We start from the raw sequence: 20,649 nt of genomic DNA, 5'->3' as shown, positions 1-20,649 counted from the left end.
ACGGTCCTGGCTTCTCCGAGACGTCCGGACCAGCGCTGTTCATAGCGCTGGCCCGGAGTACATCGCCTCGCTTAGAACACGTGGTTCACACCGAGCATGTAGCCGTTCGGGTCGTAGCCCGGCTTGGCCACCGTGCCGACCAGGTTGCCGCCGTCAGTGAGGCTGTAAGTGCCGTTGGTCTTGTTGAGGACCTTGCCCCAGGTGCCATACAGCGTCGTGCTGTCCTGCAGCTTGTACGTGTAGGCAAGCCCCAGCAGGTTGGCATCCCGGTTCTTGATCGACTTGTCGTCGAGCTGGCTATAGCTCACCAGCGCCTTGCCGCGCCACAGCGGGATGCCCGCGCTGACGCTCCAGCCGTCGGCCTTGGACAGGGTGCCCGTGACGTTCTCGTAGTTGCCGCCACTGATGCGGCCAGCCACATAGTTTCCGTACAGCGTCGCGAAGCCCAGGTTGTAGCTGCCGCCGACCTGCCAGCCACGACGCTTGGCGAGACCGGTTTCCTGCGGGCCGGTCGCCGGGGCGACGTAGCTGGCGTTGTCCACGTTCCACGCCGTCGCCGTGGCGTTGAGCGGGCCGGCGCTGTAGTACAGCGCCAGATCACCACCGCGGCCAGCCTTGTCGGTGGTCACGGTCGTTGAACCGGCAGCCACCGGCGTCACCATGTTCACGTTGTTCTCGCTGCCGCTGCTCAGGGTCAGCTGACCGGAGAAGCCGGCGACCTTCGGTGAGGCGTACACCAGCGAGTTATTGAGGCGCGTCGGCATGCCGCCGATCACCGGCAGCAGGCCGGCGGAGGAGCCGAAGAAACCGGCACCCATCGCGGCGGACATCACCGACGAAGTGTAGGAACCGGCGTACTGGCGCCCGGCGGTAACGGTGCCAAAGCGGGTCGCGAGGCCCGCGTAGATCTGCCGCGAGAAGATCTGGCTGCCGTTACTGGTCTGGCCGCCGCTGGACACCGCCGTGTTGTTGATGCCCGGGGTGATCGCACCAGTGCCGACGGAGCCGGTATCGAAGAGAATGCCGGCTTCCATCAGGTAGACAGCCTTCACCTCGTCGCCGAGCTCCTTCTCGCCCTTGAAGCCCAGGCGGGAAGACGTCATGCCGCCGGAGCCAATCGTCGACTTCTGGCCGAAGCCGCTATTGACGGTGGAGGCGCTGACGTCGGCGACGCCATAGATCGTCAGCGTGCCGGACGGCCCGGTCGGCACGCCCATCTGCAGGCCGGCGCCGCGGGCCGGGCCGCCGGTCTGGATCTCGGTCTTCTTCTGTTCTTCCTGGTTCTTGAGCAATTGCTGGATCAGCTGGCGCTGTTCGGCCAGTTCGCGCTTGAGCGTGTCGATCTCGCTGTCGGCGAAGGCCGGCGCGGCGGCGAACAGGCTGACGATCAGGCAGGCCAGGCCGCTGCGCCGCAGGTTCTTGGAAGTCGTGGTCATGAGTGCTCCTCCATCATGTGGATGTTTGTTATGGGTGTTGCGGAAAAATGGGCTACGCGCAGGCGGCGTTCAGCAGTCCCGGAAGACGGGCTTGCGCTTCTCGGCGAAGGCCGCCATGCCTTCCTTCTGGTCGGCCAGCGCGAAGGTGGCGTGCAGGGTGCGACGTTCGAAGAGCAGGCCTTCGTTGAGCGGGCTCTCGAAGGCGCGGCTGACCGCCTCCTTCATCATCATCAGCACCGGCAGGGAATAACCGGCGATCACGCGGGCAGTCTCCAGCGCCTCGTCGAGCAGGCGCTCGACGGGAATCACACGGGACACCAGTCCGCAGCGCTCGGCCTCCTGGGCGTCCATCATGCGGCCGCTCAGGCACAGGTCCATCGCCTTGGCCTTGCCCACCGCCCGCGGCAGGCGCTGGGTGCCGCCGGCCCCCGGGATGGTGCCGATCTTGATCTCGGGCAGCGCGAAGCGCGCGGTCTCCGCGGCCAGCACGATGTCGCACATCATCGCCAGCTCGCAGCCGCCGCCCAGGGCCAGGCCCGACACCGCGGCGATGACCGGCTTGCGGAAGGTCTTCAGGCGCTCCCAGTTGCGGGTGATGAAGTTGCCCTTGTAGGCGTCCATGTAGTCCATGGCGCGGATCACCGTGATGTCGGCACCGGCCGCGAAGGCCTTCTCGGAGCCGGTCAGCACGACGCAGCGGATCTCCTCGTTGGCCTCGAAGAGGTCCAGCGCGGCGCCGAGGGCATCCATCACCTCGTCGTTGAGGGCGTTGTAAACCTGCGGCCGGCACAGGCGGATCAGGCCGACCTTGCCGAGCACCTCGGCCAGAATGACGTCACTCATGGGGTTCTCCGCTCCGGGTCAGTCGGCGTCGCCAAAGGCCTTGGCGACGGTACGCAGCTTGAACTTCTGCAGCTTGCCGCTGGGCGTGCGCGGCAGGTCCTCGACGATCTCGAGGCGCTCGGGGAAGTACTGCCTGGCCATCTGCTGGCGTTCGAGATAGGCCGTCATCTCGGCAAAGTCGAAATGCGCACCGGGCTTTACCGACACGAAGGCGCACACCCGCTCGCCGAGGCGCTTGTCCGGGTAGCCGACGATGGCCACCGCGGCAATCGCCGGGTGCTTGTAGAGCAGGTTTTCGATCTCCACGACAGGAATGTTCTCGCCACCGCGGATCACCACGTCCTTGGTGCGCCCGGTGATGCGGATGTAGCCGTCCGCGTCGATGGTCGCCACATCGCCGGTGTCGAACCAGCCCTCGGCGGACACGCTGTTGAGCTGCGGTCGCTTCAGGTAGCCGCCGAACAGGGATGCACCGCGCACCAGCAGCGAACCGCACTCGCCGGCCGGCAGCGACTGCCCGTTGGCGTCCACCACCTTGAGCTCCATGCCCGGCAGCGGGCGGCCATCGGAGATGCCGGACATCTCCAGCGCCCGCGCGGGCTCGGTGACGGTCACCGCGCCGTTCTCGGTCATGCCCCACGCGGAACACAGGCGCATGCCGAGCAGCGCCTGGGCGCGCTCGATCAGCACCGGCGGAATCGGCGCTCCGGCGCAGCAGAACTTGTTGAAGGCCGGCGTTGTAGAGTCGCCCGCGTCCACCGCGTTGCACAAGTCGGCGACAAAGGGCGTGGACGCCATGCTGAAGGTGACGCCCTCGTCGCGGACGATCTGCAGCGCCCGCCGGGCATCCCAGATGTCCTGCAGCACCGTCGTCGAGTTGAGGATGATCGGCAGCATCGCCAGGTAGCCGTAGCCGGTCAGGTGGGCCATCGGCGAAGCGCCCAGCACGATGTCGTCCGGCCCCAGCTCCATGCGCTCGATGTAGGCATGCAGATTGGAAAACAGCGTGTTGGAGGTGTGCATCACGCCCTTCGGCTCGCCGGTGGTGCCGGAGGTGTACATCAGCAGCAGCACGTCGTCCGGTTCGAGACCGGAGCCCTGCAACGGCGGCGTATCGTCGCGCAGCAGCCGCGCGTCGAAACTGTCGGGCCCGTCGCCACCAATCACCACGAGCTGCCGGCTGCCGGTCAGGCTACGGGCCATCGCCTCGTAGTCGAAGCCGCGGAACAACTTGGGCACGACGAAGACCTTGGACTCCCCGAAGCCGAGCATGAAGTTGAGCTCGTGCTGGCGGAAGATCGGCATCAACGGGTTGGCCACCGCGCCAATGCGCACGCAAGCCAGCGACAGCGCGATGAACTCCCAGCAGTTCGGTAGCTGGAAACTCACCACGTCCTGGCGTCCGACGCCCAGCCGGACCAGCCCGCGGGCGATGCGGTCGACGCGCGCGTCGAGCTCCCGGTAGCTGAACCGCTGCGGCGCACCCCGCTCTGCCGCATAGGCCACCACCGCGGCCTTGTCCGGGCAGTCCCGCAGCGCGCGCTGCAGGTACACATCCACGGTTTCGTCCCGCCACAACCCGGCGGCTTTCATCGGCTCCATCCTGGGAGCCAGCAGTACCGGGTCGAACTTCATTGGCGTCCTCCCCGGATCGCCTGCGGCTTCCCTGGCTGCACCAGGCCGACGGCGCTTGGTGCGCCCTTGATCCTCTCCTGCATGTCTCGCTCCTTGAGTGGTGTGTCGCTGTTGTGATCTTTTGCGGAACTGCGTGCTGCGCGATGGCGTGAAACGTATCGATACGACAGATTTAAGTCAACATATTTACTTTTTGCAAGGGTCGAGGCTGATCTTCATTTCATGCACCGCACAAGAAAAGGCCTATTAAATGGCTTAAATTATGGGGTTCTGATGTTTTGCTATTGCACATCGAAATTCAATCCAAAAATTCAATCGGCAATTTGTGTAAATATATTGACAGAATTGACGGCGGATTTTTAGAATCCGTCCAGACCCACAACAAAGGACGGAGAAGATGGACTTCAGCCTCAGCGAAGAACAGAAGGCGCTGGTCGAATCGGCCAGCCGGTTCGCCCGCAATCGCCTGGCGCCGGATTACCGGGCGCGGGAAAAAGCCGAATGTGTCGAGCGGGAGCTCGTCGTGGAGATGGGGGAACTGGGCTTTCTCGGCCCTGAGCTACCGGAACAGTTCGGCGGGCTCGGCGTCGATTGCGTGACCAGCGGCCTGCTGCTGGAGCAGATCGCCTACGGCGACTTCAACGTGTCCTACGTCAATCTGCTCACGTCCCTGTGCGGGCAGATCGTGTCCTCCCACGCCAAGCCAGAAGTAGCAAAGGAATGGATGGACCTGGTCGTCACCGGCAAGAAGCTCATTGCCATCGCCCTCACCGAGCCCAGCGCCGGCTCCGACGCGGCCCGCCTCAAGCTGAAGGCAGTGCGCAACGGCAAGGACTTCATCCTCAGCGGCGAGAAGACCTCGATCTCGATGGCCACCCAGGCCGACGTGGCGGTGGTCTTCGCCCGCACCGGCAGCGAGGCCGACAAAGCGCGCGGGATCAGCGCCTTCCTGGTGCCGATGGACCTGCCCGGTGTGTCCCGCACCGCTTTCGACGACATCGGCACCCGCCCAGTCGGACGCGGCTCGATCTTCTTCGACGGCGTGCGCGTGTCGGAAGACATGATGCTCGGCGATGAGGGCCAGGGCTTCATCCAGGTGATGCAGGGCTTCGACTACAGCCGCGCGCTGATCGGCCTGCAATGCATGGGCGTGGCCCGCGCCTCGCTGGACGAAGCCTGGCGCTACAGCCAGGAACGGGAGGCCTTCGGCAAACCGATCGGCGAATTCCAGGGCGTCAGCTTCCCGCTGGCCGAGGCGGAAACCTACTACGAAGCCTGCCGCAACCTGTGTCTGCGCACCCTGTGGCTGAAGGACCAGCACCTGCCCCACACCGCCGAAGCAGCCATGTGCAAGTGGTGGGCGCCAAAGCTGGCCTGCGAAATCATCCACCAGTGCCTGCTCACCCACGGCCACGGCGGCTACGGCGCCGACTATCACTTCGGCCAGCGCTACCGGGATGTGCTCGGCCTGCAGATCGGCGACGGCACCGCGAACATCATGAAGATGATCATCGCGCGCCAGAAGACCGCCCAGTACGCGGTCTGACCCCCTACAGCCTCAGAGCTGGGACATGTTGCGCTGCAGGAGGTTGATGTAATGGATGAACGCCAGCCGATCGTCAAAGGAAAAACCTTTCAGGGCCTCGTCGTAGAAGGTGTGGATGGGGTCCGCGAGGGACTTCCACAACTCAACGCCCTTGGCGCTCAGGCGCACCTTGCGCTCGCGCCGGTCTTCGGCGCCGGTGATGCGCTCGATGAGACCGTCGCGCTCGAGCCGGTTGAGCAGGCCGGTGAGGTTCTGGCGGCTCACCAGCAGATAGCGGGACAACTCATTGACGCTCATCCCTTCCGCCGCCTGCGGACGCGACAGCGCACCCAGCACCGACCACTGCTGCGTCGTCACGCCGAAGTCCTCAAGGGCTTGCGTGCCCTTGGTGTGCAGCGTGTTGGCAGCCTGAAAAAGCCGGAAAAACAAGCGGTTGTTGATCTCAATGCCGGCAAGGCTTTTTTCGGTGGTGAGGTCGGTCATCGATGCAAGACGGTGCGGTGGATGCCGCATTGAAGCGCAAAGCAGCACGCAAACGCAACGGGGACAGCCCCGAAACCTGATACCCAGAACACACATTCAACAAAGGAGAACAGCATGCGAGGCATCAAAGGGAAAGTCACCATCGTCACCGGCGGCGCAGGCGGTATCGGCGCCGCCATATGCCGGCGCTTCGCGGAAGAAGGCGCGCTGGTAGCTGTGTTCGACATCAACAAGGACGCCGCCGAGACGGTGGTTGCCGACATCCGCGCCAAGGGCGGCAGCGCGGCGGCCTTCGGGGTGGACCTGACCAGCCAGGAGTCGGTGGTCGCCGCCGTCAAGGCCGCCGAGCAGCAACTCGGCCCGACCCACATCCTGGTGAACAACGCCGGCTGGGACCACGCCGCCCCCTTCCTGAAGACCGACAAGGCCCTGTGGGACAAGATCGTCGCCGTCAATCTCTACGGTCCGCTCTACATGCACCACGCGGTGCTGCCCGGGATGTACGAACGCGGCACCGGCAAGGTGGTGAACGTGGCCTCCGACGCCGCCCGCGTCGGCTCCTCCGGCGAAGCGGTGTACGCCTACTGCAAGGGCGGCCTGCTGTCCTACTCCAAGACCATGGCCCGCGAGCTGGCCCGCAAGCAGATCAACGTCAACGTGGTGTGCCCCGGCCCCACCGACACCGCGCTGTTCCGCGACTTCGCCGGCGAAGGCGAACAGGGCGAGAAGCTCAAGGGCGCGCTGGCCAAGGCCATCCCCTTCGGCCGCCTCGGCCAGCCGGAAGACCTGCCCGGCGCAGTGCTGTTCCTCGCCAGCGACGACGCGTCCTTCATCACCGGCCAGGTCATCAGCGTGTCCGGCGGCCTGACCATGGCTGGCTGAGCGCCCTCAAACCCCACACAAATACCCAAGGATCAAGGAGACACAACATGGAATACCGCGACATCCTCTATACCAAGGCCGACGGCATCGCGACCATCACCATCAACCGGCCGAAGCAGTTCAATGCCTTCACCGCCAACACCTGCGAGGAGATGATCCACGCCTTCAAGGACGCCGACTACGACCGCAGCATCGGCGTGGTGGTGCTGACGGGCGCCGGTGAGAAGGCCTTCTGCACCGGCGGCGACCAGGGCACCCAGGATGGCGGCTACGGCGGCCGTGGCACCATCGGCCTGCCCATCGAGGAAGTCCAGAGCGCCATCCGCGACTGCAACAAGCCGGTCATCGCCCGCGTCAATGGCTACGCCATCGGCGGCGGCAACGTGCTGGTGACCATCTGCGACCTGGCCATCGCTTCCGACAATGCCCAGCTCGGCCAGGCCGGCCCGCGTGTCGGCTCCGTCGATCCCGGCTTCGGCACCGCCCTGCTCGCCCGCGTGGTCGGCGAGAAGAAGGCCCGCGAGATCTGGTACCTGTGCCGCCGCTACACCGCCCAGGAAGCCCTGCAGATGGGCCTGGTCAACGCCGTGGTACCCCAGGACCAGCTCGACGCCGAAGTGAAGAAATGGTGCGACGAGATCGTCGAGAAGAGCCCGACCGCCATCGCGCTGGCCAAGAAATCCTTCAACGTGGACACCGAGATGATCCGCGGCATGGGCGGCCTGGCCATGCACGCCCTCAAGCTGTACTACGAGACACCGGAGTCCGCCGAGGGCGGCAACGCCTTCCGCGAGAAGCGCAAGCCCGAGTTCCGCAAGTACGTGCGCTGAGCTTCGTGCGCGGGGGCGTCCTTCGCCCCCCGCCGCGAGCGCGCTCCCCAGCTCCCAACCGGACACGCATCATGATCAGAGACCAGGAAACCCTCAATCTGCTGCTCGACACCATTTCCCGCTTCGTGCGGGAACGGTTGATCCCCCACGAGGCCATCGTCGCCGACACCGACCGGATTCCCGATGAACTGATCCAGGAGATGCGCGAACTGGGCCTGTTCGGCCTGTCCATCCCCGAGGAACACGGCGGCATGGGCCTCACGATGGAAGAAGAAGTGCTGGCCACCTTCGAGATCGGCTACACCTCGCCATGCTTCCGCTCGCTGTTCGCCACCAACAACGGCATCGGCGGCCAGGGCATCATCATCGACGGCAGCGAGGCGCAAAAGGCCCACTACCTGCCGAAGCTGGCCACCGGCGAGATCATCGGCTCCTTCGCACTGACCGAGCCCGACAGCGGCTCCGACGCAGCGAGCCTGCGCACCACCGCCGTCCGTGACGGTGACTTCTACGTGCTCAACGGCACCAAGCGCTACATCACCAACGCCCCCGAAGCCGGCATCTTCACGGTGATGGCGCGCACCGACCCGACCAAAAAGGGCGCCGATGGCATCTCCGCTTTCATCGTCGAGGCGGGCACGCCGGGCCTGTCCCTCGGTCCAATCGACAGGAAGATGGGCCAGAAGGGCGCCCACATCTGCGACGTGATCTTCGAGGACTGCCGCATCCCGGCCGCCAACCTGATCGGCGGCAAGGAAGGTGTCGGCTTCAAGACCGCCATGAAGGTGCTCGACAAGGGACGCATCAACATCGCCGCGGTGTCGGTCGGCGTGGCCCGCCGCATGCTGGACGACGCGCTGCGCTACGCCTGCGAGCGCAAGCAGTTCGGCAAGCCGATCGCCGAATTCCAGCTGGTCCAGGCCATGCTGGCCGACAGCAAGGCCGAACTGTACGCGGCCCAGTGCATGGTGGTGGATGCCGCGCGGCGCCGCGACCAGGGCCTCGACGTGGGCACTGAAGCCGCCTGCGCCAAGATGTTCGCCTCCGAGATGTGCGGCCGTGTCGCCGACCGGGCGGTGCAAGTCTTCGGCGGCGCCGGCTACCTGGCCGAATACGGCATCGAGCGCTTCTACCGGGACGTGCGCCTGTTCCGCATTTTCGAAGGCACGACGCAGATCCAGCAACTTGTCATCGCCCGCAATATGATTCGCGAGCACACCGGCTGAGCCGGCCAGACCCAAGCAGATACTTACCCAGACCAATAACCATCAGGAAGAGACGACGATGACGAATTTCAAATGGGACGACCCCCTTCTCCTCGATCAGCAACTCAGCGACGAAGAGCGGCTGATCCGCGAAACCGCTTACGCCTACTCCCAGGAGAAGCTGGCCCCGCGCGTCCTCGAGGCCTTCCGCAACGAGCACACCGACCTGGCGATCTTCCGCGAGATGGGCGAACTGGGCCTGCTCGGCCCGACGATCCCCGAGGAATACGGTGGCGCCGGCCTCAACTACGTGAGCTACGGTCTGATCGCCCGCGAGGTGGAACGGGTGGATTCCGGCTACCGCTCGATGATGAGCGTGCAGTCATCCCTGGTGATGGTGCCGATCAACGAATTCGGCAACGAAGCCACCAAGCGCAAGTACCTGCCCAAGCTCGCCACCGGCGAGTGGATCGGCTGCTTCGGCCTCACCGAGCCGAACCACGGCTCCGACCCCGGCTCGATGATCACCCGTGCCCGCAAGGTGGACGGCGGCTACAGCCTCACTGGCAGCAAGATGTGGATCACCAACAGCCCGGTGGCCGACGTGTTCGTCGTATGGGCCAAGGACGACGCCGGCAAGATCCGCGGCTTCGTGCTCGAAAAGGGCTGGAAGGGTCTGTCCGCCCCGGCCATCCACGGCAAGGTCGGCCTGCGCGCGTCGATCACCGGCGAGATCGTCATGGACGAGGTGTTCTGCCCCGAGGAGAACGCCTTCCCCGAGGTGCGCGGACTCAAAGGCCCCTTCACCTGCCTCAACTCCGCCCGCTACGGCATCGCCTGGGGCGCCCTCGGCGCCGCGGAGGACTGCTGGCACCGGGCCCGCCAATACACGCTGGACCGCCAGCAGTTCGGCCGCCCGCTGGCCGCCAACCAGCTGATCCAGAAGAAGCTGGCCGACATGCAGACCGAGATCACCCTCGGCCTGCAGGGCTGCCTGCGCCTGGGCCGCATGAAGGACGAGCACATCGACGCGGTGGAGATCACCTCCATCATGAAGCGCAACTCCTGCGGCAAGGCACTCGACATCGCCCGCATGGCCCGCGACATGATGGGCGGCAACGGCATCTCCGACGAGTTCGGCGTGGCCCGCCATCTGGTGAACCTGGAAGTGGTGAATACCTACGAGGGCACCCACGACATCCACGCGCTGATCCTCGGCCGCGCCATCACCGGCATCGCCGCCTTCGCCAACTGAGGGCTGCAACGCACATCGTCCGTACCATCTCCACTTGGCCTGCGTCGGCTGACGGCGGGGTGCCGCCCCGCACCCCGCCATTTTTTGGAGTTGTCCAATGTCCTTCGACACCGCAAGTTGCTTCGACCAGATCGCCACGGCACGCAAATCCATCCGCGCCTTCCTGCCCACGCCGGTGGCGCGGGAGAGCATCGAGGCCATCCTCGAGGTCGCCGCCCGCGCGCCATCCGGCAACAACATTCAGCCCTGGCGCATCCACGTCGTCACCGGCGGCCTGCGCCAGCAACTGGTGGATGAAGTGTGTGCCGCCTTCGACGCCGCCGACGCCAGCCACCAGGCCGAGTACCACTACTACCCGACCCAGTTCTCCGAGCCCCACCAGAGCCGCCGCCGCAAGCTCGGCGGCGACCTGTACCGCCTGCTGGACATCCCCCGCGGCGACAAGGCCCGCATGCACGCCCAGACGCGCCGCAACTTCACGTTCTTCGACGCGCCGGTCGGCCTGATCCTGACCATCGACCGCCGCCTCGCCCAGGGCAGTTGGATCGACTGCGGCATGCTGCTGCAGAACATCCTGCTCGCCGCCACCGCCCGCGGCCTCGCCACCTGCGCCCAAGCCGCGTGGATCGACTACCACCGCATCATCGCGCGCCTGCTGGAGTTCGAGGAGAACGAGCAACTCGTCTGCGGCATCGCGCTGGGTTACGCCGATCCCGACGCGCCCGAGAACGGGCTGGAAAGCGAGCGGGCGCCACTGGAAGAGTTCGTGCGCTTCCACAGCTGATCCCGCATAGCCAGCCTCGGAATACTCTCTCCCTCCCCCGTCGTCGTTGAAGGTCGACGGAACCTTGGCCGGTGAGCCCTCGACAGCTCACCGGCTTTTTTTCACTCCGCATCCGGCTGGGCTGCCGGCGCGGCGCGCTGGAATGCCTCCAGCGCCATGCACCGGTCGAAGATCCGCATCACTGTCGGCACATGGTCGAGCCGGCACGTAAAGCGCCGGGCATTGAATACCTGCGGCACCAGACAGCAATCGGCGAGGGTCGGCGCATCGCCGTGGCAGAAGGCGCCGGTCTGTGGATCGGCGAGCAGGCTTTCCACGGTGGCCAGCCCCTTCTCGACCCAGTGGCGGTACCAGACGCTCCGGGCAGTTTCGTCCACGTCGAGGGCATCCCGGAGATAACCGAGCACGCCGAGATTGTTGAGCGGGTGGATCTCGCAGGCGATGGTCTGCGCGATGGCGCGGATGCGTGCGCGGTCGGCTGCGCTCCCCGGCAGCAGCGGCGGTTCCGGATGAAGCTCGTCCAGGTACTCGATGATCGCCAGGGATTGGGTCAGTACATGGCCATCCTCGACCAGCGTCGGCACCAGCCCCGCCGGATTCACCGCCAGATAGCCCTCGCTGCGCTGTGCGCCCTTGGCCAGATGCACCGGCACGGTGTCGTAATCCAGCTGCTTGAGGTTGAGGGCGATCCGCACCCGGCAGGACGCGGAACTGCGGAAATAGCTGTAGAGCTGTCGCATGGCACCCTCCTCCTCAGGCCGCAGCCGGCAGCACCCGGCCCATGACCTCTCCAAAGCCGATCCGCGCAGCACCCGGCTTCTCGCACCAGGCGCGCATGAATACCGCGTCGCCGTCCTCAAGGAAGGTCCGCGCTTCGCCATTGGGCAGCACGCGCGCCTGCTTGCCGCCGCCGGTCAGCTCGAGGAGCGAGCCCGCTTCCTCGGGTGCCGGCCCGGACTGGGTGCCGCTGCCGAGCAGGTCGCCCGGCCGCAGGTTGCAGCCATTGACCGTATGGTGGGCAACCATCTGCGCAATCGTCCAGTAGGCGTGCCTGAAGGTGGTCCGCGACAAGGCTGCGGGCGGCTCACCCGCCTCGCGCATGCGGGCTGTCTCGATCAGGACCTGAAGCTGGATGTCGAAGGCGCCGCTTGCGCGGTTTGCCGGCGACGCCAGGTAAGGCAGCGGCTGCGGATCGTCGTCCAGCCGCTGCCAAAGCACGCGGTACGGCGCCAGCGCTTCCAGGGTGACGATCCACGGCGAGATCGTCGTCGCGAAACTCTTCGACAGAAACGGGCCCAGCGGCTGGTATTCCCAGGCTTGCAGGTCGCGCGCCGACCAATCGTTGAGCAGGCACAGGCCGAATACGTGCGCGTCGGCCTCGTCGATGGGGATGGGCTTCCCGATCTCGTTGCCGCAGCCGACGAAGATCCCCAGCTCCAGCTCGTAGTCCAGACGCTGGCTCGGCCCGAAGATCGGGGTGGTCGCCCCTGCCGGCAGCGTCTGACCGAGTGGCCGGGCAAAAGCCTGGCCGGACACCCCGATAGAGGAACTGCGTCCGTGGTAGCCGATGGGCACCCACTTGTAGTTGGGCAGCAGCGGAGTGTCTGGACGGAACAGCCGGCCGACGCGGGTCGCGTGGTGGATCGACGTGTAGAAATCGGTGTAGTCGCCGATGGTCGCCGGTAGGTCGTATTCGGCCTCGGCCTGCGCCATCAGGCAGTCCCGGAGCGCCGGTTCGGCCTCCGAGCCGGCGCGTAGAAGACGGGACAGCGCCAGACGCAGCGCGGACCACTTGGCCGCATCCAGGGCCATCAAGGGGTTGAGGCTGGCACCGGCACAAACCCTGGCCGCCTCCGCCGCCTCCCCGGCGAAGACGCCGCGAGCGTCTGCAGCGGCCAGATCGAGAATGCGCTCGCCAATGGCGACGCCGATGCGCCACACCTCGGCCGACCCGGCCCGCCGATACACCGCAAAAGGCAGGTTCTGGATGGGGAAATCGCCACCGGCAGCATTGGCCGACGTCACCCAGCTCTGCAGCGCCGGATCATGGGTCTCGTTCAACAAGGTCATCGTCTGGATTCCCGGTGGCGATCAACAACGAATTCCGCGTCATGTGCGGCCTATCAGGGCTCGGTCGCACTGGCCCCGCTGCCGGCATGCAACCACGCCGCATGCCGGGGCGCCCGCTTCGTCACCGCCCACTCGTCCAGCATGGCCTGCTTCACGTCGTCCAGCTTCTGCAACATCTCGGGCGTCGCCGTATTCGCCGCCAGCTCCAGGCGATGACCGTTGGGGTCGAAGAAGTAGATCGACTTGAAAAGGGTGTGGTCGATGGGGCCCAGCACATCGATCCCCTCGGACTCCAGCCTGGCTTTGGCAGCCAGCAGGGTGTCCACCGAATCCACCTCCAGCGCCAGATGCTGGACCCAGGCCGGGGTGTTGGGGTCGCGCCCCATCGGCGGCTGGGTCGGCAGTTCAAAAAAAGCCAGGACGTTGCCCTGCCCCGCGTCCAGGAACACGTGCATGTAGGGGTCGGGCTGCTTGGTGGACGGCACTTCGTTCTCGGCGATGGCCAGCACGAACTTCATGCCCAGGTGCTTTCCGTACCACTCCACCGTCTGCTTGGCGTCGATGCAGCGGTAGGCCGCATGGTGAATCCGCTTGATCAGCATTTCATCTACTCCGCAGTCAGTGCGCCACGCCGAAGCTGGTCGCGCTCCAGGGATTCGAACAAGGCCTTGAAGTTGCCCTCACCGAAGCCTTCGTCGTGCTTGCGCTGGATGAACTCGAAGAACACCGGCCCCAGCAGGGTCTCGGAAAATATCTGCAGCAGCAGGCGCAGCTCACCGCCGGCGGTGGAACCGTCGAGCAGGATGCCGCGCGCCTGGAGTTCCGGCACGGGCTCGCCGTGGCCGGGCAGCCGCTCCTCCAGCATCGCGTAATAGATGTCGTTGGGCGCGCTCATCAGTGGAATGCCGGCCATCTGCAGCGCGTCGACGCTGGCGATGAGGTCATCGGTGAGGAGCGCGACGTGCTGGATGCCCTCGCCGTTGAACTTCATCAGGAACTCCTCGATCTGCCCGGCCCCCTTGCCGGCCTCCTCGTTGAGGGGAATGCGGATCAGGCCATCCGGCGCCGTCATGGCGCGGGACGTGAGGCCGGTGTATTCCCCCTTGATGTCGAAGTAACGGATCTCGCGGAAGTTGAAGAGCTTCTGGTAGAAGCCGGCCCAGAACGCCATGCGGCCCCGATAGACGTTATGGGTCAGGTGATCGATGTGCGTGAAGCCGTAGCCCTTGGGGTGGCGCTCGACCCCAGGCAGGAACTCGAAATCGATGTCGTAGATGGACTTGCCGTCATCGAAGCGATCGATCAGGTAGAGCGGCGCGCCGCCGATACCCTTGATGGCCGGCAGGCGCAACTCCATCGGCCCAGTGGGGATGTCGATCGGCTGGGCGCCCAGCTCCAGCGCCCGCCTGTAGGCCCGGTGGGAATCCCGCACGCGGAAGGCCAGCCCGCAGGCCGACGGCCCATGCTCGGCGGCGAAGTAGCTGGCGATGCTGCCGGGTTCGCGATTGACGACGAAATTGATATCGCCCTGACGGTACAGCACCACGTCCTTCGAGCGGTGCTGCGCGACGAGGGTGAAGCCCATTTTCTCGAACAGGGGCTCCAGCACTTGGGGCGTGGGCGACGCGAACTCGACGAACTCGAAGCCCATCAAGCCCATCGGGTTGTCGAACAGATCCGGCATGAGCGCCTCCTCCCCGCTTTTGGGCAGGCTGAACATGGTCACGCCGGCCTGCCCTTCACGCTCTAGACAGCAGCCCTCGGTAGAAGCTCCCCGATTTTCTCAATGCCCCTGACGGGCACCCAACAAGGGAATGAAGCTCAACACCTGGGCGACGAGCAGCAGCCCGAAGGCGAGCTGCATCGCCAGCGCCGCCTCGAAGCCACCAGCGCGCAGACTGTCGAACAGACCGCCCAGCCCCCACTGCACCGCGAAGGCGCCGGCGAAGGCCAGCAGGTTGATGCTCGCCGTCGCCCGCCCGGACAGCTGCAGCGGAAACAGCCCGGCCACCACGCCGTACATCTGCGCGCTGGTCGCCGCGGTGACGCCGAGCAGCGCCCACAAAGCTAGCGTCGGCCCGATGCGGGCGATGATCAGCGCTTCCACCACCATCGTCAGGAACAGCCCGACCTGCATCAGGCGCAGCGGCGTCACGCCCCGGCGTGCCAGGCGGGCCATCAATGCGCCGATGGAGAGCTGCCCCGCCAGCATGCCGATGTTGAGCCAGAACAGGTGGTCGGCGGCATAGGCACGGGTGTAGCCGTTGGCGTGCATCAGGTAGGGCACCGCCCACAGGCCCTGCAGCGCCATGAAGCCGCCGGTGAAGAAGGCGGACTGCCCGGCGTAGCGCCAGAAGGCCGGCGTCTTCAGCACGCGGATCACCCCTTTCAGGGCCAGTTGCAGGCCGCCGCTCGCATGGGCCGGCTGCTCCGGGACACGGAAGAAGATCACCGCCGCCCCAACCGTCGCCAGTACCGCCACCGCCCAGAAGGCACCACGCCAGCCGATGTAGGGCAGCACCGCATGCAGCGGCACCGACACCGTCACCGCACCGAGGGCCCCGCTGGACATGATGAAGCCGGTCATCGAGGCCAGCCGCTCCCGCGGGAACCACTGGGTGAAGGCTTTCAGCCCGCCCATCAGGCAGGCCGACACACCAAGGCCGATCAGCCCGCGCCCGCTGGCCAGCGTCGGGAGATCCTGCCCCGTGGCGAACACCGCCGCCCCCAGCGCGGTGAGCAGCAGCAGGCCCACCTCGACGCGGCGCGGCCCGTAGCGGTCGAGGGCGATGCCGACCGGGATCTGGGCCAGCCCGAAGGCCAGAAAGTAGGTACTGGTCAGCAGACCCAGGTCGGCCGCGCTGAGGCCCAGCTCCCGCGTCAGGTCCGGCGAGATCACCGCGTTGACGGTGCGCATCATGTAGGACAGGAAGTAGCCCAGCGCGAAGGGCAGGAAGACCCGCCCGACCAGGAAGGCCCGCGACGGCGCCGGCATGGCGCACGCGGCCTCGGCCGTCATCGCTCCACTCCACGCGGAACTGCATCCAGGCCTTCGCCGGAGGGCTGCGCGAGCAGCACGGCCACCATGCTCAGGCCCGCCCCAGGTCGGCTTTCACCTTGTTGGCCAGCGCCACCAGGCGCGGGCCGATGTCCGCCTCCAGCCGCTCTCGCGGCAGCAGGAAGGCCGGGCCACCGCAGTTGAAGGCCATCGCCCGCTCCCCTTCCACGCCGAGCAGCGGCACGCCCACCGCGTGCACGTCCTTCTGCCATTCACCGGCCGACACGCAGAAGCCCCGCTCCTCGTAGGAGCGGAAGGCCTCCTCGATGCCGGCCTTGATGCGCGGCCAGTTCTCCTCGTCCTTCTGGCGGATGTGGTCCATCAGGTAATCCCGCTCGGACTGGGGCAGGCCGCACAGCAGCGCGCGTCCCATCGCGGTGGTGGCCAGCGGGATGCGCGAGCCCACGTCGAGGCGCAGCGTGACATTGGCAGTGCTGCGGCAGGTCTCGATGTACACCATGTTGAGGCGGTCCCGCGCACCGATGGACACCGAGGCCTGGGAATACTCGGCCAGTTCCTCCATCGCCGGCCGGGCGATCTGGCGCACGTCCAGGTTGGACAGCAGCGCATAGCCCAGGGCCAGCACACCGGAGGCCAGCTGATAGGTGCCGCGGCGTTCCGAATAGGCCAGGTAGCCGAGCTTGGTCAGCGTGTGCGTCAGGCGCGACACGGTGGCCTTCGGAATCCCCGCCCGCCGGGCCAGCTCCGCATTGGTCAGATAAGGCTCGCCAGGCCGGAAACAGCGCAGCAGCTCCAGTCCCCGTGCCAGCGCATTGACGAACTGGCGGTCCTTGCTCTCTTCGTCGTCATCGAACTTCTGGGTGTCGTCCATCGCCTTCTGCCGGCTCACAAGAATGAAGCCGAGGTTCGCACAGCGGAACATCTTCGTCAATTTTTCGGAACACAGATCCGCACAGCAGAACAAATCCCGTTTACAGCCCCCCAGAAACTCGCTAAGGTTTGCCAGTGTTCCATTTTTAAATACATTATTCCGCACAGCGGAACAAATACAAATCGGGGATAGGCATGAACGAAGTTGTCGTCGAACGCCCGGCGCCCCATGTGGCCGTGATCCGCATGAACCGCCCGGAAGCCCGCAATGCCCTCAACCAGGCCGTGCGCAGCGGCCTGGCCGAACACTTCGCAGCCCTGGGCGCCGATCCGGACATCCGCGCCATCGTCCTCACCGGCGGCGACACGGTCTTTGCCGCCGGCGCCGACCTGCGCGACCTGGCCGATCGGGGCGCCATCGAGATCCTGCTGCGCAACAACCACCTGCTGTGGCAGGCGATTGCCGACTGCCCGAAGCCGGTGATCGCCGCGGTCAATGGCCTCGCCTGGGGTGGCGGCTGCGAGCTGGCGATGCACACCGACCTGATCGTTGCTGGCGAAAGCGCGTCCTTCTGCCAGCCGGAGGTGAAGGTCGGCGTGATGCCCGGCGCCGGCGGCACCCAGCGCCTGACCCGCGCGGTGGGCAAGTTCAAGGCCATGAAGATGGTGCTCACCGGCCTGCCGGTGTCCGCGCGGGAAGCCGACGCGATGGGCCTGGTCAGCGAGGTGGTTGCCGACGCCGACGTGCAGGCCCGGGCGCTGGAACTGGCCGCGCTGATCGCCCGCCGCCCGCCGCTGGCCGTTACGCAGATCAAGGAAGTGCTGCTGGCCGGTGCGGACGCCGCCCTCGACACCGGCCTGATGCTCGAACGCAAGGCCTTCCAGCTGCTCTTCGCCAGCCGCGACCAGAAGGAAGGCATGCACGCCTTCCTCGACAAGCGCGAACCGGAATTCACGGGGGAATGAACACATGAGCACCACCACCGAAAACCTCGTGATGGGCATCGTCGGCACCGGCCTGATGGGTCGCGGCATCGCCCAGATCGCCGCCCAGGCCGGCATCGCCGTGCGCCTCTTCGACAATCGTGCCGGCGCTGCCGCTGAAGCCCGCGAGGCCATCGCCGCCACGCTGACCAAACTGGCCGACAAGGGCAAGCTCGACGCGGCCGCGCTGGACGCCGCCCTCGACCGCCTGCACGTGGCCGACGCCCTTGCCGGGCTGGCCGACTGCCGGGTCGTCGTCGAAGCCATCGTCGAGAAGCTCGACGCCAAGCGCGCGCTGTTCCGCGAACTCGAAGACGTCGTCAGCGACGACTGCCTGCTCGCCAGCAACACCTCGTCCCTGTCGGTAACGGCCATCGCCAGCGCCTGCCGGCTGCCCGGCCGGGTCGGCGGCTTCCATTTCTTCAGCCCGGTACCGCTGATGAAGGTGGTCGAGGTGATCGATTCGGAACTCGGCGAGGCCTGGGTCGGCGACACGCTCACGGCCCTCGCCCAGCGCGTCGGCCACCGCCCGATCCGCACCCGCGACACGCCGGGCTTTGTCGTCAATCACGCCGGCCGTGCCTACGGCACCGAAGCCCTGCGCATCCTCGGCGAGGGCATCGCCGAACCGGCCGCCATCGACCGCATCCTGCGCGCCGCCGGCTTCCGCATGGGGCCCTTCGAGCTGTTCGACATGATCGGGCTGGACGTCTCCCAGCCGGTGATGGAGTCGATCTACGACCAGTATTTCCAGGAGCCGCGCTACCGCCCGTCGCCGATCACGCGCCAGCGCCTCGCCGCCGGCCTGCTCGGGCGCAAGAGCGGTCGAGGCTTTTACACCTACGAAGACGGCGAAGCGGTCGTCGCGCCCGTCCCTGCCGCACCGGCTGTCGGCACCACGCCGATCTGGGTCAGCGCGCGCAATCCGCTGCTGCGCGAACAAGTGGTGGCGCTGCTACGTGCGGGCGGCGGCGTCATCGACGCCGGCGAACGGCCCACCTCCGCTTCGGCCTGCATCGTGCTGCCGGTGAGCGGCGATGCGACCACGGCGGTACTCGACGAGCAGCTCGATCCCCGCCACAGCGTCGCCCTCGATCCGATCCTGATCGACCGCCAGCTCACGCTGATGACCACGCCGATCACCGAGCCGGCCAGCCGCGACGCGGTGTGGGGCGCCCTCGGTAGTACCGGCCTGCCGCTGACGGTAATTCACGACAGCGCCGGCTTCGTCGCCCAGCGGGTGCTGGCGATGATCGTCAACATCGGCTGCGACATCGCCCAGCAGCGCATCGCCGCGCCGGCCGACATCGACGACGCGGTGACCCTCGGCCTCGGTTACCCGAAAGGCCCGCTGGCCCTCGGCGACAGCCTCGGCGCCGAGACCGTACTGCGCATCCTCAACGGCCTGCACGACTTCTACCAGGACCCCCGCTATCGCCCCAGCCCGTGGCTGCTCCGCCGCGCCCGCCTCGGCGTGTCCCTGCTGACGCCCGAAGCCTGAAACCGCCTATTTCTTATTGAGGACGACACTCATGCTCGACGCCTATATCTACGCCGGCCTACGCTCCCCGATCACCCGCCACGCCGGCAAGCTCGCCAACGTGCGCCCGGACGACCTCGCCGCCACGGTGATCCGCGAACTGCTGGCCCGCAGCAGCTTCAAACCGGAGGACATCGAAGATGTGGTCCTCGGCTGCACCTGCCAGTCCGGCGAGGACAGCCGCAACGTGGGGCGCCACGCCGCCCTGCTCGCCGGACTGCCCGCCAGCGTGCCCGGCCAGGCGATCAACCGCCTGTGCGGCAGCGGCCTCGCCGCGGTGCTCGACACGGCCCGCGCCGTGAGTTGCGGCGAAGGCCAGCTCTACGTGGCCGGCGGCGTGGAGAGCATGACCCGCGCGCCCTTCGTCGTCGCCAAGTCGGAGTCCGCCTTCGGCCGCGACTTCAAGGTCTTCGACACCACAATCGGTGCCCGCTTCCCGAACCCGAAGCTGATCGAAGCCTACGGCAACGACTCGATGCCCGAAACGGCGGACAACCTGGCCACGGAGTTCGGCATCGGCCGCGAGGAATCCGACCGCTTCGCCGCCGCTTCCCAGGCCCGCTACGCCGCCGCCAAGGCGGACGGCTTCTACGAAGGCGAGATCCTGCCCATCGCGGTGCCGACCGGCCGCAAGTCGCCGCCAGCAATGGTCTTCGAGGACGAGCATCCGCGTCCCGAAAGCACCTACGACAGCCTGTCCGGCCTCAAGCCGCTGTTCGCCGGTGGCGTGGTGACGGCCGGCAACGCGTCGGGCATCAACGATGGCGCCGCGGCGCTGCTGATCGGCAACGCGGCCATCGGCGACAAGTCCGGCACCCGCCCGCTGGCGCGCATCCTGGCCGGTGCGGTCAGCGGTGTGGAGCCGCGCATCATGGGCATCGGCCCGGCCCTGGCGATCCCGAAGGCGCTGGAGCGCGCCGGCCTGCGCCTCGCCGACGTGGATCTCATCGAGATCAACGAAGCCTTCGCCACCCAGGTGCTGGCCTGCCTCAAGCTGCTCGGCCTGTCCGCCATTGATCCACGGGTCAATCCCAACGGCGGCGCCATCGCCATCGGCCACCCCCTCGGCGCCTCCGGCGCGCGCCTGGCCTACAGCGCCGCACGGGAGTTGCACCGGCGCGGTGGGCGCTATGCGGTGGTCAGCCTGTGCATCGGCGTCGGGCAAGGCATTGCAGTGGTGCTGGAGCGGGTCTGAGGCAGCGGGAGGCGACGCCCTGACACAGGGCACCGACCTCCATCTGCACCAGGAAACCACAGGGCGATCAGG

General features: G+C 66.7%; 19 protein-coding genes. 9 read left to right on the top strand and 10 right to left on the bottom strand.

Features of this window, described 5'->3' with window-relative positions:
* Positions 1-71: 71 nt before the first annotated feature.
* From AC1PQG_RS09920 to aliA, 3 genes are all read right to left on the bottom strand, one after another.
* Positions 72-1,436 carry a porin gene (locus tag AC1PQG_RS09920; RefSeq protein ID WP_481122399.1) on the bottom strand — a complete coding sequence of 455 codons (1,365 nt, stop codon included), beginning with the start codon at positions 1,434-1,436 and terminating at the stop codon, positions 72-74.
* Between the two features lie 69 nt (positions 1,437-1,505).
* On the bottom strand, positions 1,506-2,279 hold the full coding sequence (locus AC1PQG_RS09915; protein WP_481122398.1) for an enoyl-CoA hydratase: 774 nt from the start codon (positions 2,277-2,279) through the stop codon (positions 1,506-1,508).
* 18 nt (positions 2,280-2,297) lie between these two features.
* Positions 2,298-3,914, bottom strand: coding sequence for a cyclohexanecarboxylate-CoA ligase (gene aliA, locus AC1PQG_RS09910; RefSeq protein WP_481122397.1), 1,617 nt, complete (start codon positions 3,912-3,914; stop codon positions 2,298-2,300).
* A 397-nt stretch (positions 3,915-4,311) separates the two neighbouring features.
* On the opposite strand from aliA, the gene aliB reads away from it, so the two are divergent.
* Complete coding sequence (gene aliB, locus AC1PQG_RS09905) at positions 4,312-5,460, top strand: cyclohexanecarboxyl-CoA dehydrogenase (protein WP_481122396.1); 1,149 nt, start codon at positions 4,312-4,314, stop codon at positions 5,458-5,460.
* 12 nt (positions 5,461-5,472) lie between these two features.
* On the opposite strand, the gene AC1PQG_RS09900 is transcribed toward aliB, so the two are convergent.
* Positions 5,473-5,943, bottom strand: coding sequence for a MarR family winged helix-turn-helix transcriptional regulator (locus AC1PQG_RS09900; RefSeq protein WP_481122395.1), 471 nt, complete (start codon positions 5,941-5,943; stop codon positions 5,473-5,475).
* 114 nt (positions 5,944-6,057) lie between these two features.
* Here AC1PQG_RS09900 and badH point away from each other — a divergent pair, with 114 nt between their 5' ends.
* From badH to AC1PQG_RS09875, 5 genes are all read left to right on the top strand, one after another.
* Positions 6,058-6,825 (top strand): 2-hydroxycyclohexanecarboxyl-CoA dehydrogenase, encoded by a 768-nt coding sequence (badH, locus tag AC1PQG_RS09895; RefSeq protein ID WP_481122394.1) that lies wholly within the window; start codon positions 6,058-6,060, stop codon positions 6,823-6,825.
* A 47-nt stretch (positions 6,826-6,872) separates the two neighbouring features.
* A complete protein-coding gene (gene badI, locus AC1PQG_RS09890) occupies positions 6,873-7,655 on the top strand; it encodes a 2-ketocyclohexanecarboxyl-CoA hydrolase (RefSeq protein ID WP_079435991.1) in 783 nt (260 codons plus the stop codon).
* A 71-nt stretch (positions 7,656-7,726) separates the two neighbouring features.
* Positions 7,727-8,881, top strand: coding sequence for an acyl-CoA dehydrogenase family protein (locus tag AC1PQG_RS09885; protein ID WP_481122393.1), 1,155 nt, complete (start codon positions 7,727-7,729; stop codon positions 8,879-8,881).
* Positions 8,882-8,939: 58 nt separating this feature from the next.
* On the top strand, positions 8,940-10,115 hold the full coding sequence (locus AC1PQG_RS09880) for an acyl-CoA dehydrogenase (protein WP_481122392.1): 1,176 nt from the start codon (positions 8,940-8,942) through the stop codon (positions 10,113-10,115).
* Positions 10,116-10,212: 97 nt separating this feature from the next.
* Positions 10,213-10,899, top strand: coding sequence for a nitroreductase (locus AC1PQG_RS09875; RefSeq protein ID WP_481122391.1), 687 nt, complete (start codon positions 10,213-10,215; stop codon positions 10,897-10,899).
* Positions 10,900-11,000: 101 nt separating this feature from the next.
* On the opposite strand, the gene maiA is transcribed toward AC1PQG_RS09875, so the two are convergent.
* The 6 genes from maiA to AC1PQG_RS09845 all read right to left on the bottom strand — a co-directional run bounded on the left by maiA (position 11,001) and on the right by AC1PQG_RS09845 (position 16,910).
* On the bottom strand, positions 11,001-11,639 hold the full coding sequence (gene maiA / locus AC1PQG_RS09870) for a maleylacetoacetate isomerase (RefSeq protein WP_481122390.1): 639 nt from the start codon (positions 11,637-11,639) through the stop codon (positions 11,001-11,003).
* 13 nt (positions 11,640-11,652) lie between these two features.
* A complete protein-coding gene (fahA, locus tag AC1PQG_RS09865; RefSeq protein ID WP_481122389.1) occupies positions 11,653-12,969 on the bottom strand; it encodes a fumarylacetoacetase in 1,317 nt (438 codons plus the stop codon).
* Between the two features lie 53 nt (positions 12,970-13,022).
* The gene (locus AC1PQG_RS09860; protein ID WP_481122388.1) at positions 13,023-13,571 is read right to left on the bottom strand and encodes a VOC family protein; all 549 of its coding nucleotides are present in this window, start codon (positions 13,569-13,571) and stop codon (positions 13,023-13,025) included.
* Positions 13,572-13,576: 5 nt separating this feature from the next.
* Positions 13,577-14,653 (bottom strand): 4-hydroxyphenylpyruvate dioxygenase, encoded by a 1,077-nt coding sequence (hppD, locus tag AC1PQG_RS09855; protein WP_481122387.1) that lies wholly within the window; start codon positions 14,651-14,653, stop codon positions 13,577-13,579.
* A 99-nt stretch (positions 14,654-14,752) separates the two neighbouring features.
* Positions 14,753-15,988, bottom strand: a complete 1,236-nt coding sequence (locus AC1PQG_RS09850) for an MFS transporter (protein WP_481122386.1) — start codon at positions 15,986-15,988, stop codon at positions 14,753-14,755.
* A gap of 70 nt (positions 15,989-16,058) precedes the next feature.
* Positions 16,059-16,910: an IclR family transcriptional regulator gene (locus tag AC1PQG_RS09845; protein ID WP_481122385.1), complete on the bottom strand. Its 852-nt coding sequence runs from the start codon at positions 16,908-16,910 to the stop codon at positions 16,059-16,061.
* A 143-nt stretch (positions 16,911-17,053) separates the two neighbouring features.
* Between AC1PQG_RS09845 and AC1PQG_RS09840 the strand changes: the two genes are divergently transcribed.
* Genes AC1PQG_RS09840 through AC1PQG_RS09830 form a run of 3 tightly spaced genes read left to right on the top strand, consistent with a single transcriptional unit; the run spans position 17,054 to position 20,577 of the window.
* Entirely contained in the window at positions 17,054-17,824 is a 771-nt protein-coding gene (locus AC1PQG_RS09840) for an enoyl-CoA hydratase (RefSeq protein ID WP_481122384.1), read from the top strand.
* A 4-nt stretch (positions 17,825-17,828) separates the two neighbouring features.
* Positions 17,829-19,343, top strand: a complete 1,515-nt coding sequence (locus AC1PQG_RS09835; protein WP_481122383.1) for a 3-hydroxyacyl-CoA dehydrogenase — start codon at positions 17,829-17,831, stop codon at positions 19,341-19,343.
* A gap of 31 nt (positions 19,344-19,374) precedes the next feature.
* On the top strand, positions 19,375-20,577 hold the full coding sequence (locus tag AC1PQG_RS09830) for a 3-oxoadipyl-CoA thiolase (RefSeq protein WP_481122382.1): 1,203 nt from the start codon (positions 19,375-19,377) through the stop codon (positions 20,575-20,577).
* The last annotated feature ends 72 nt before the right edge of the window (positions 20,578-20,649 follow it).

This window comes from Zoogloea sp. GDB6, from assembly GCF_056724105.1.
The sequence above is the reverse complement of the archived record's forward strand: the minus strand, read 5'-3'. Positions and strand labels throughout refer to the sequence as shown.

What these genes read in the sequence shown, in the direction of transcription:
- AC1PQG_RS09920 (WP_481122399.1), bottom strand. Translation starts at nt 1,436, where the DNA reads ATGACCACGACTTCCAAGAACCTGCGGCGCAGCGGCCTGGCCTGCCTG.
- AC1PQG_RS09915 (WP_481122398.1), bottom strand. Translation starts at nt 2,279, where the DNA reads ATGAGTGACGTCATTCTGGCCGAGGTGCTCGGCAAGGTCGGCCTGATC.
- aliA (WP_481122397.1), bottom strand. Translation starts at nt 3,914, where the DNA reads ATGAAGTTCGACCCGGTACTGCTGGCTCCCAGGATGGAGCCGATGAAA.
- aliB (WP_481122396.1), top strand. Translation starts at nt 4,312, where the DNA reads ATGGACTTCAGCCTCAGCGAAGAACAGAAGGCGCTGGTCGAATCGGCC.
- AC1PQG_RS09900 (WP_481122395.1), bottom strand. Translation starts at nt 5,943, where the DNA reads ATGACCGACCTCACCACCGAAAAAAGCCTTGCCGGCATTGAGATCAAC.
- badH (WP_481122394.1), top strand. Translation starts at nt 6,058, where the DNA reads ATGCGAGGCATCAAAGGGAAAGTCACCATCGTCACCGGCGGCGCAGGC.
- badI (WP_079435991.1), top strand. Translation starts at nt 6,873, where the DNA reads ATGGAATACCGCGACATCCTCTATACCAAGGCCGACGGCATCGCGACC.
- AC1PQG_RS09885 (WP_481122393.1), top strand. Translation starts at nt 7,727, where the DNA reads ATGATCAGAGACCAGGAAACCCTCAATCTGCTGCTCGACACCATTTCC.
- AC1PQG_RS09880 (WP_481122392.1), top strand. Translation starts at nt 8,940, where the DNA reads ATGACGAATTTCAAATGGGACGACCCCCTTCTCCTCGATCAGCAACTC.
- AC1PQG_RS09875 (WP_481122391.1), top strand. Translation starts at nt 10,213, where the DNA reads ATGTCCTTCGACACCGCAAGTTGCTTCGACCAGATCGCCACGGCACGC.
- maiA (WP_481122390.1), bottom strand. Translation starts at nt 11,639, where the DNA reads ATGCGACAGCTCTACAGCTATTTCCGCAGTTCCGCGTCCTGCCGGGTG.
- fahA (WP_481122389.1), bottom strand. Translation starts at nt 12,969, where the DNA reads ATGACCTTGTTGAACGAGACCCATGATCCGGCGCTGCAGAGCTGGGTG.
- AC1PQG_RS09860 (WP_481122388.1), bottom strand. Translation starts at nt 13,571, where the DNA reads ATGCTGATCAAGCGGATTCACCATGCGGCCTACCGCTGCATCGACGCC.
- hppD (WP_481122387.1), bottom strand. Translation starts at nt 14,653, where the DNA reads ATGCCGGATCTGTTCGACAACCCGATGGGCTTGATGGGCTTCGAGTTC.
- AC1PQG_RS09850 (WP_481122386.1), bottom strand. Translation starts at nt 15,988, where the DNA reads ATGACGGCCGAGGCCGCGTGCGCCATGCCGGCGCCGTCGCGGGCCTTC.
- AC1PQG_RS09845 (WP_481122385.1), bottom strand. Translation starts at nt 16,910, where the DNA reads ATGTTCCGCTGTGCGAACCTCGGCTTCATTCTTGTGAGCCGGCAGAAG.
- AC1PQG_RS09840 (WP_481122384.1), top strand. Translation starts at nt 17,054, where the DNA reads ATGAACGAAGTTGTCGTCGAACGCCCGGCGCCCCATGTGGCCGTGATC.
- AC1PQG_RS09835 (WP_481122383.1), top strand. Translation starts at nt 17,829, where the DNA reads ATGAGCACCACCACCGAAAACCTCGTGATGGGCATCGTCGGCACCGGC.
- AC1PQG_RS09830 (WP_481122382.1), top strand. Translation starts at nt 19,375, where the DNA reads ATGCTCGACGCCTATATCTACGCCGGCCTACGCTCCCCGATCACCCGC.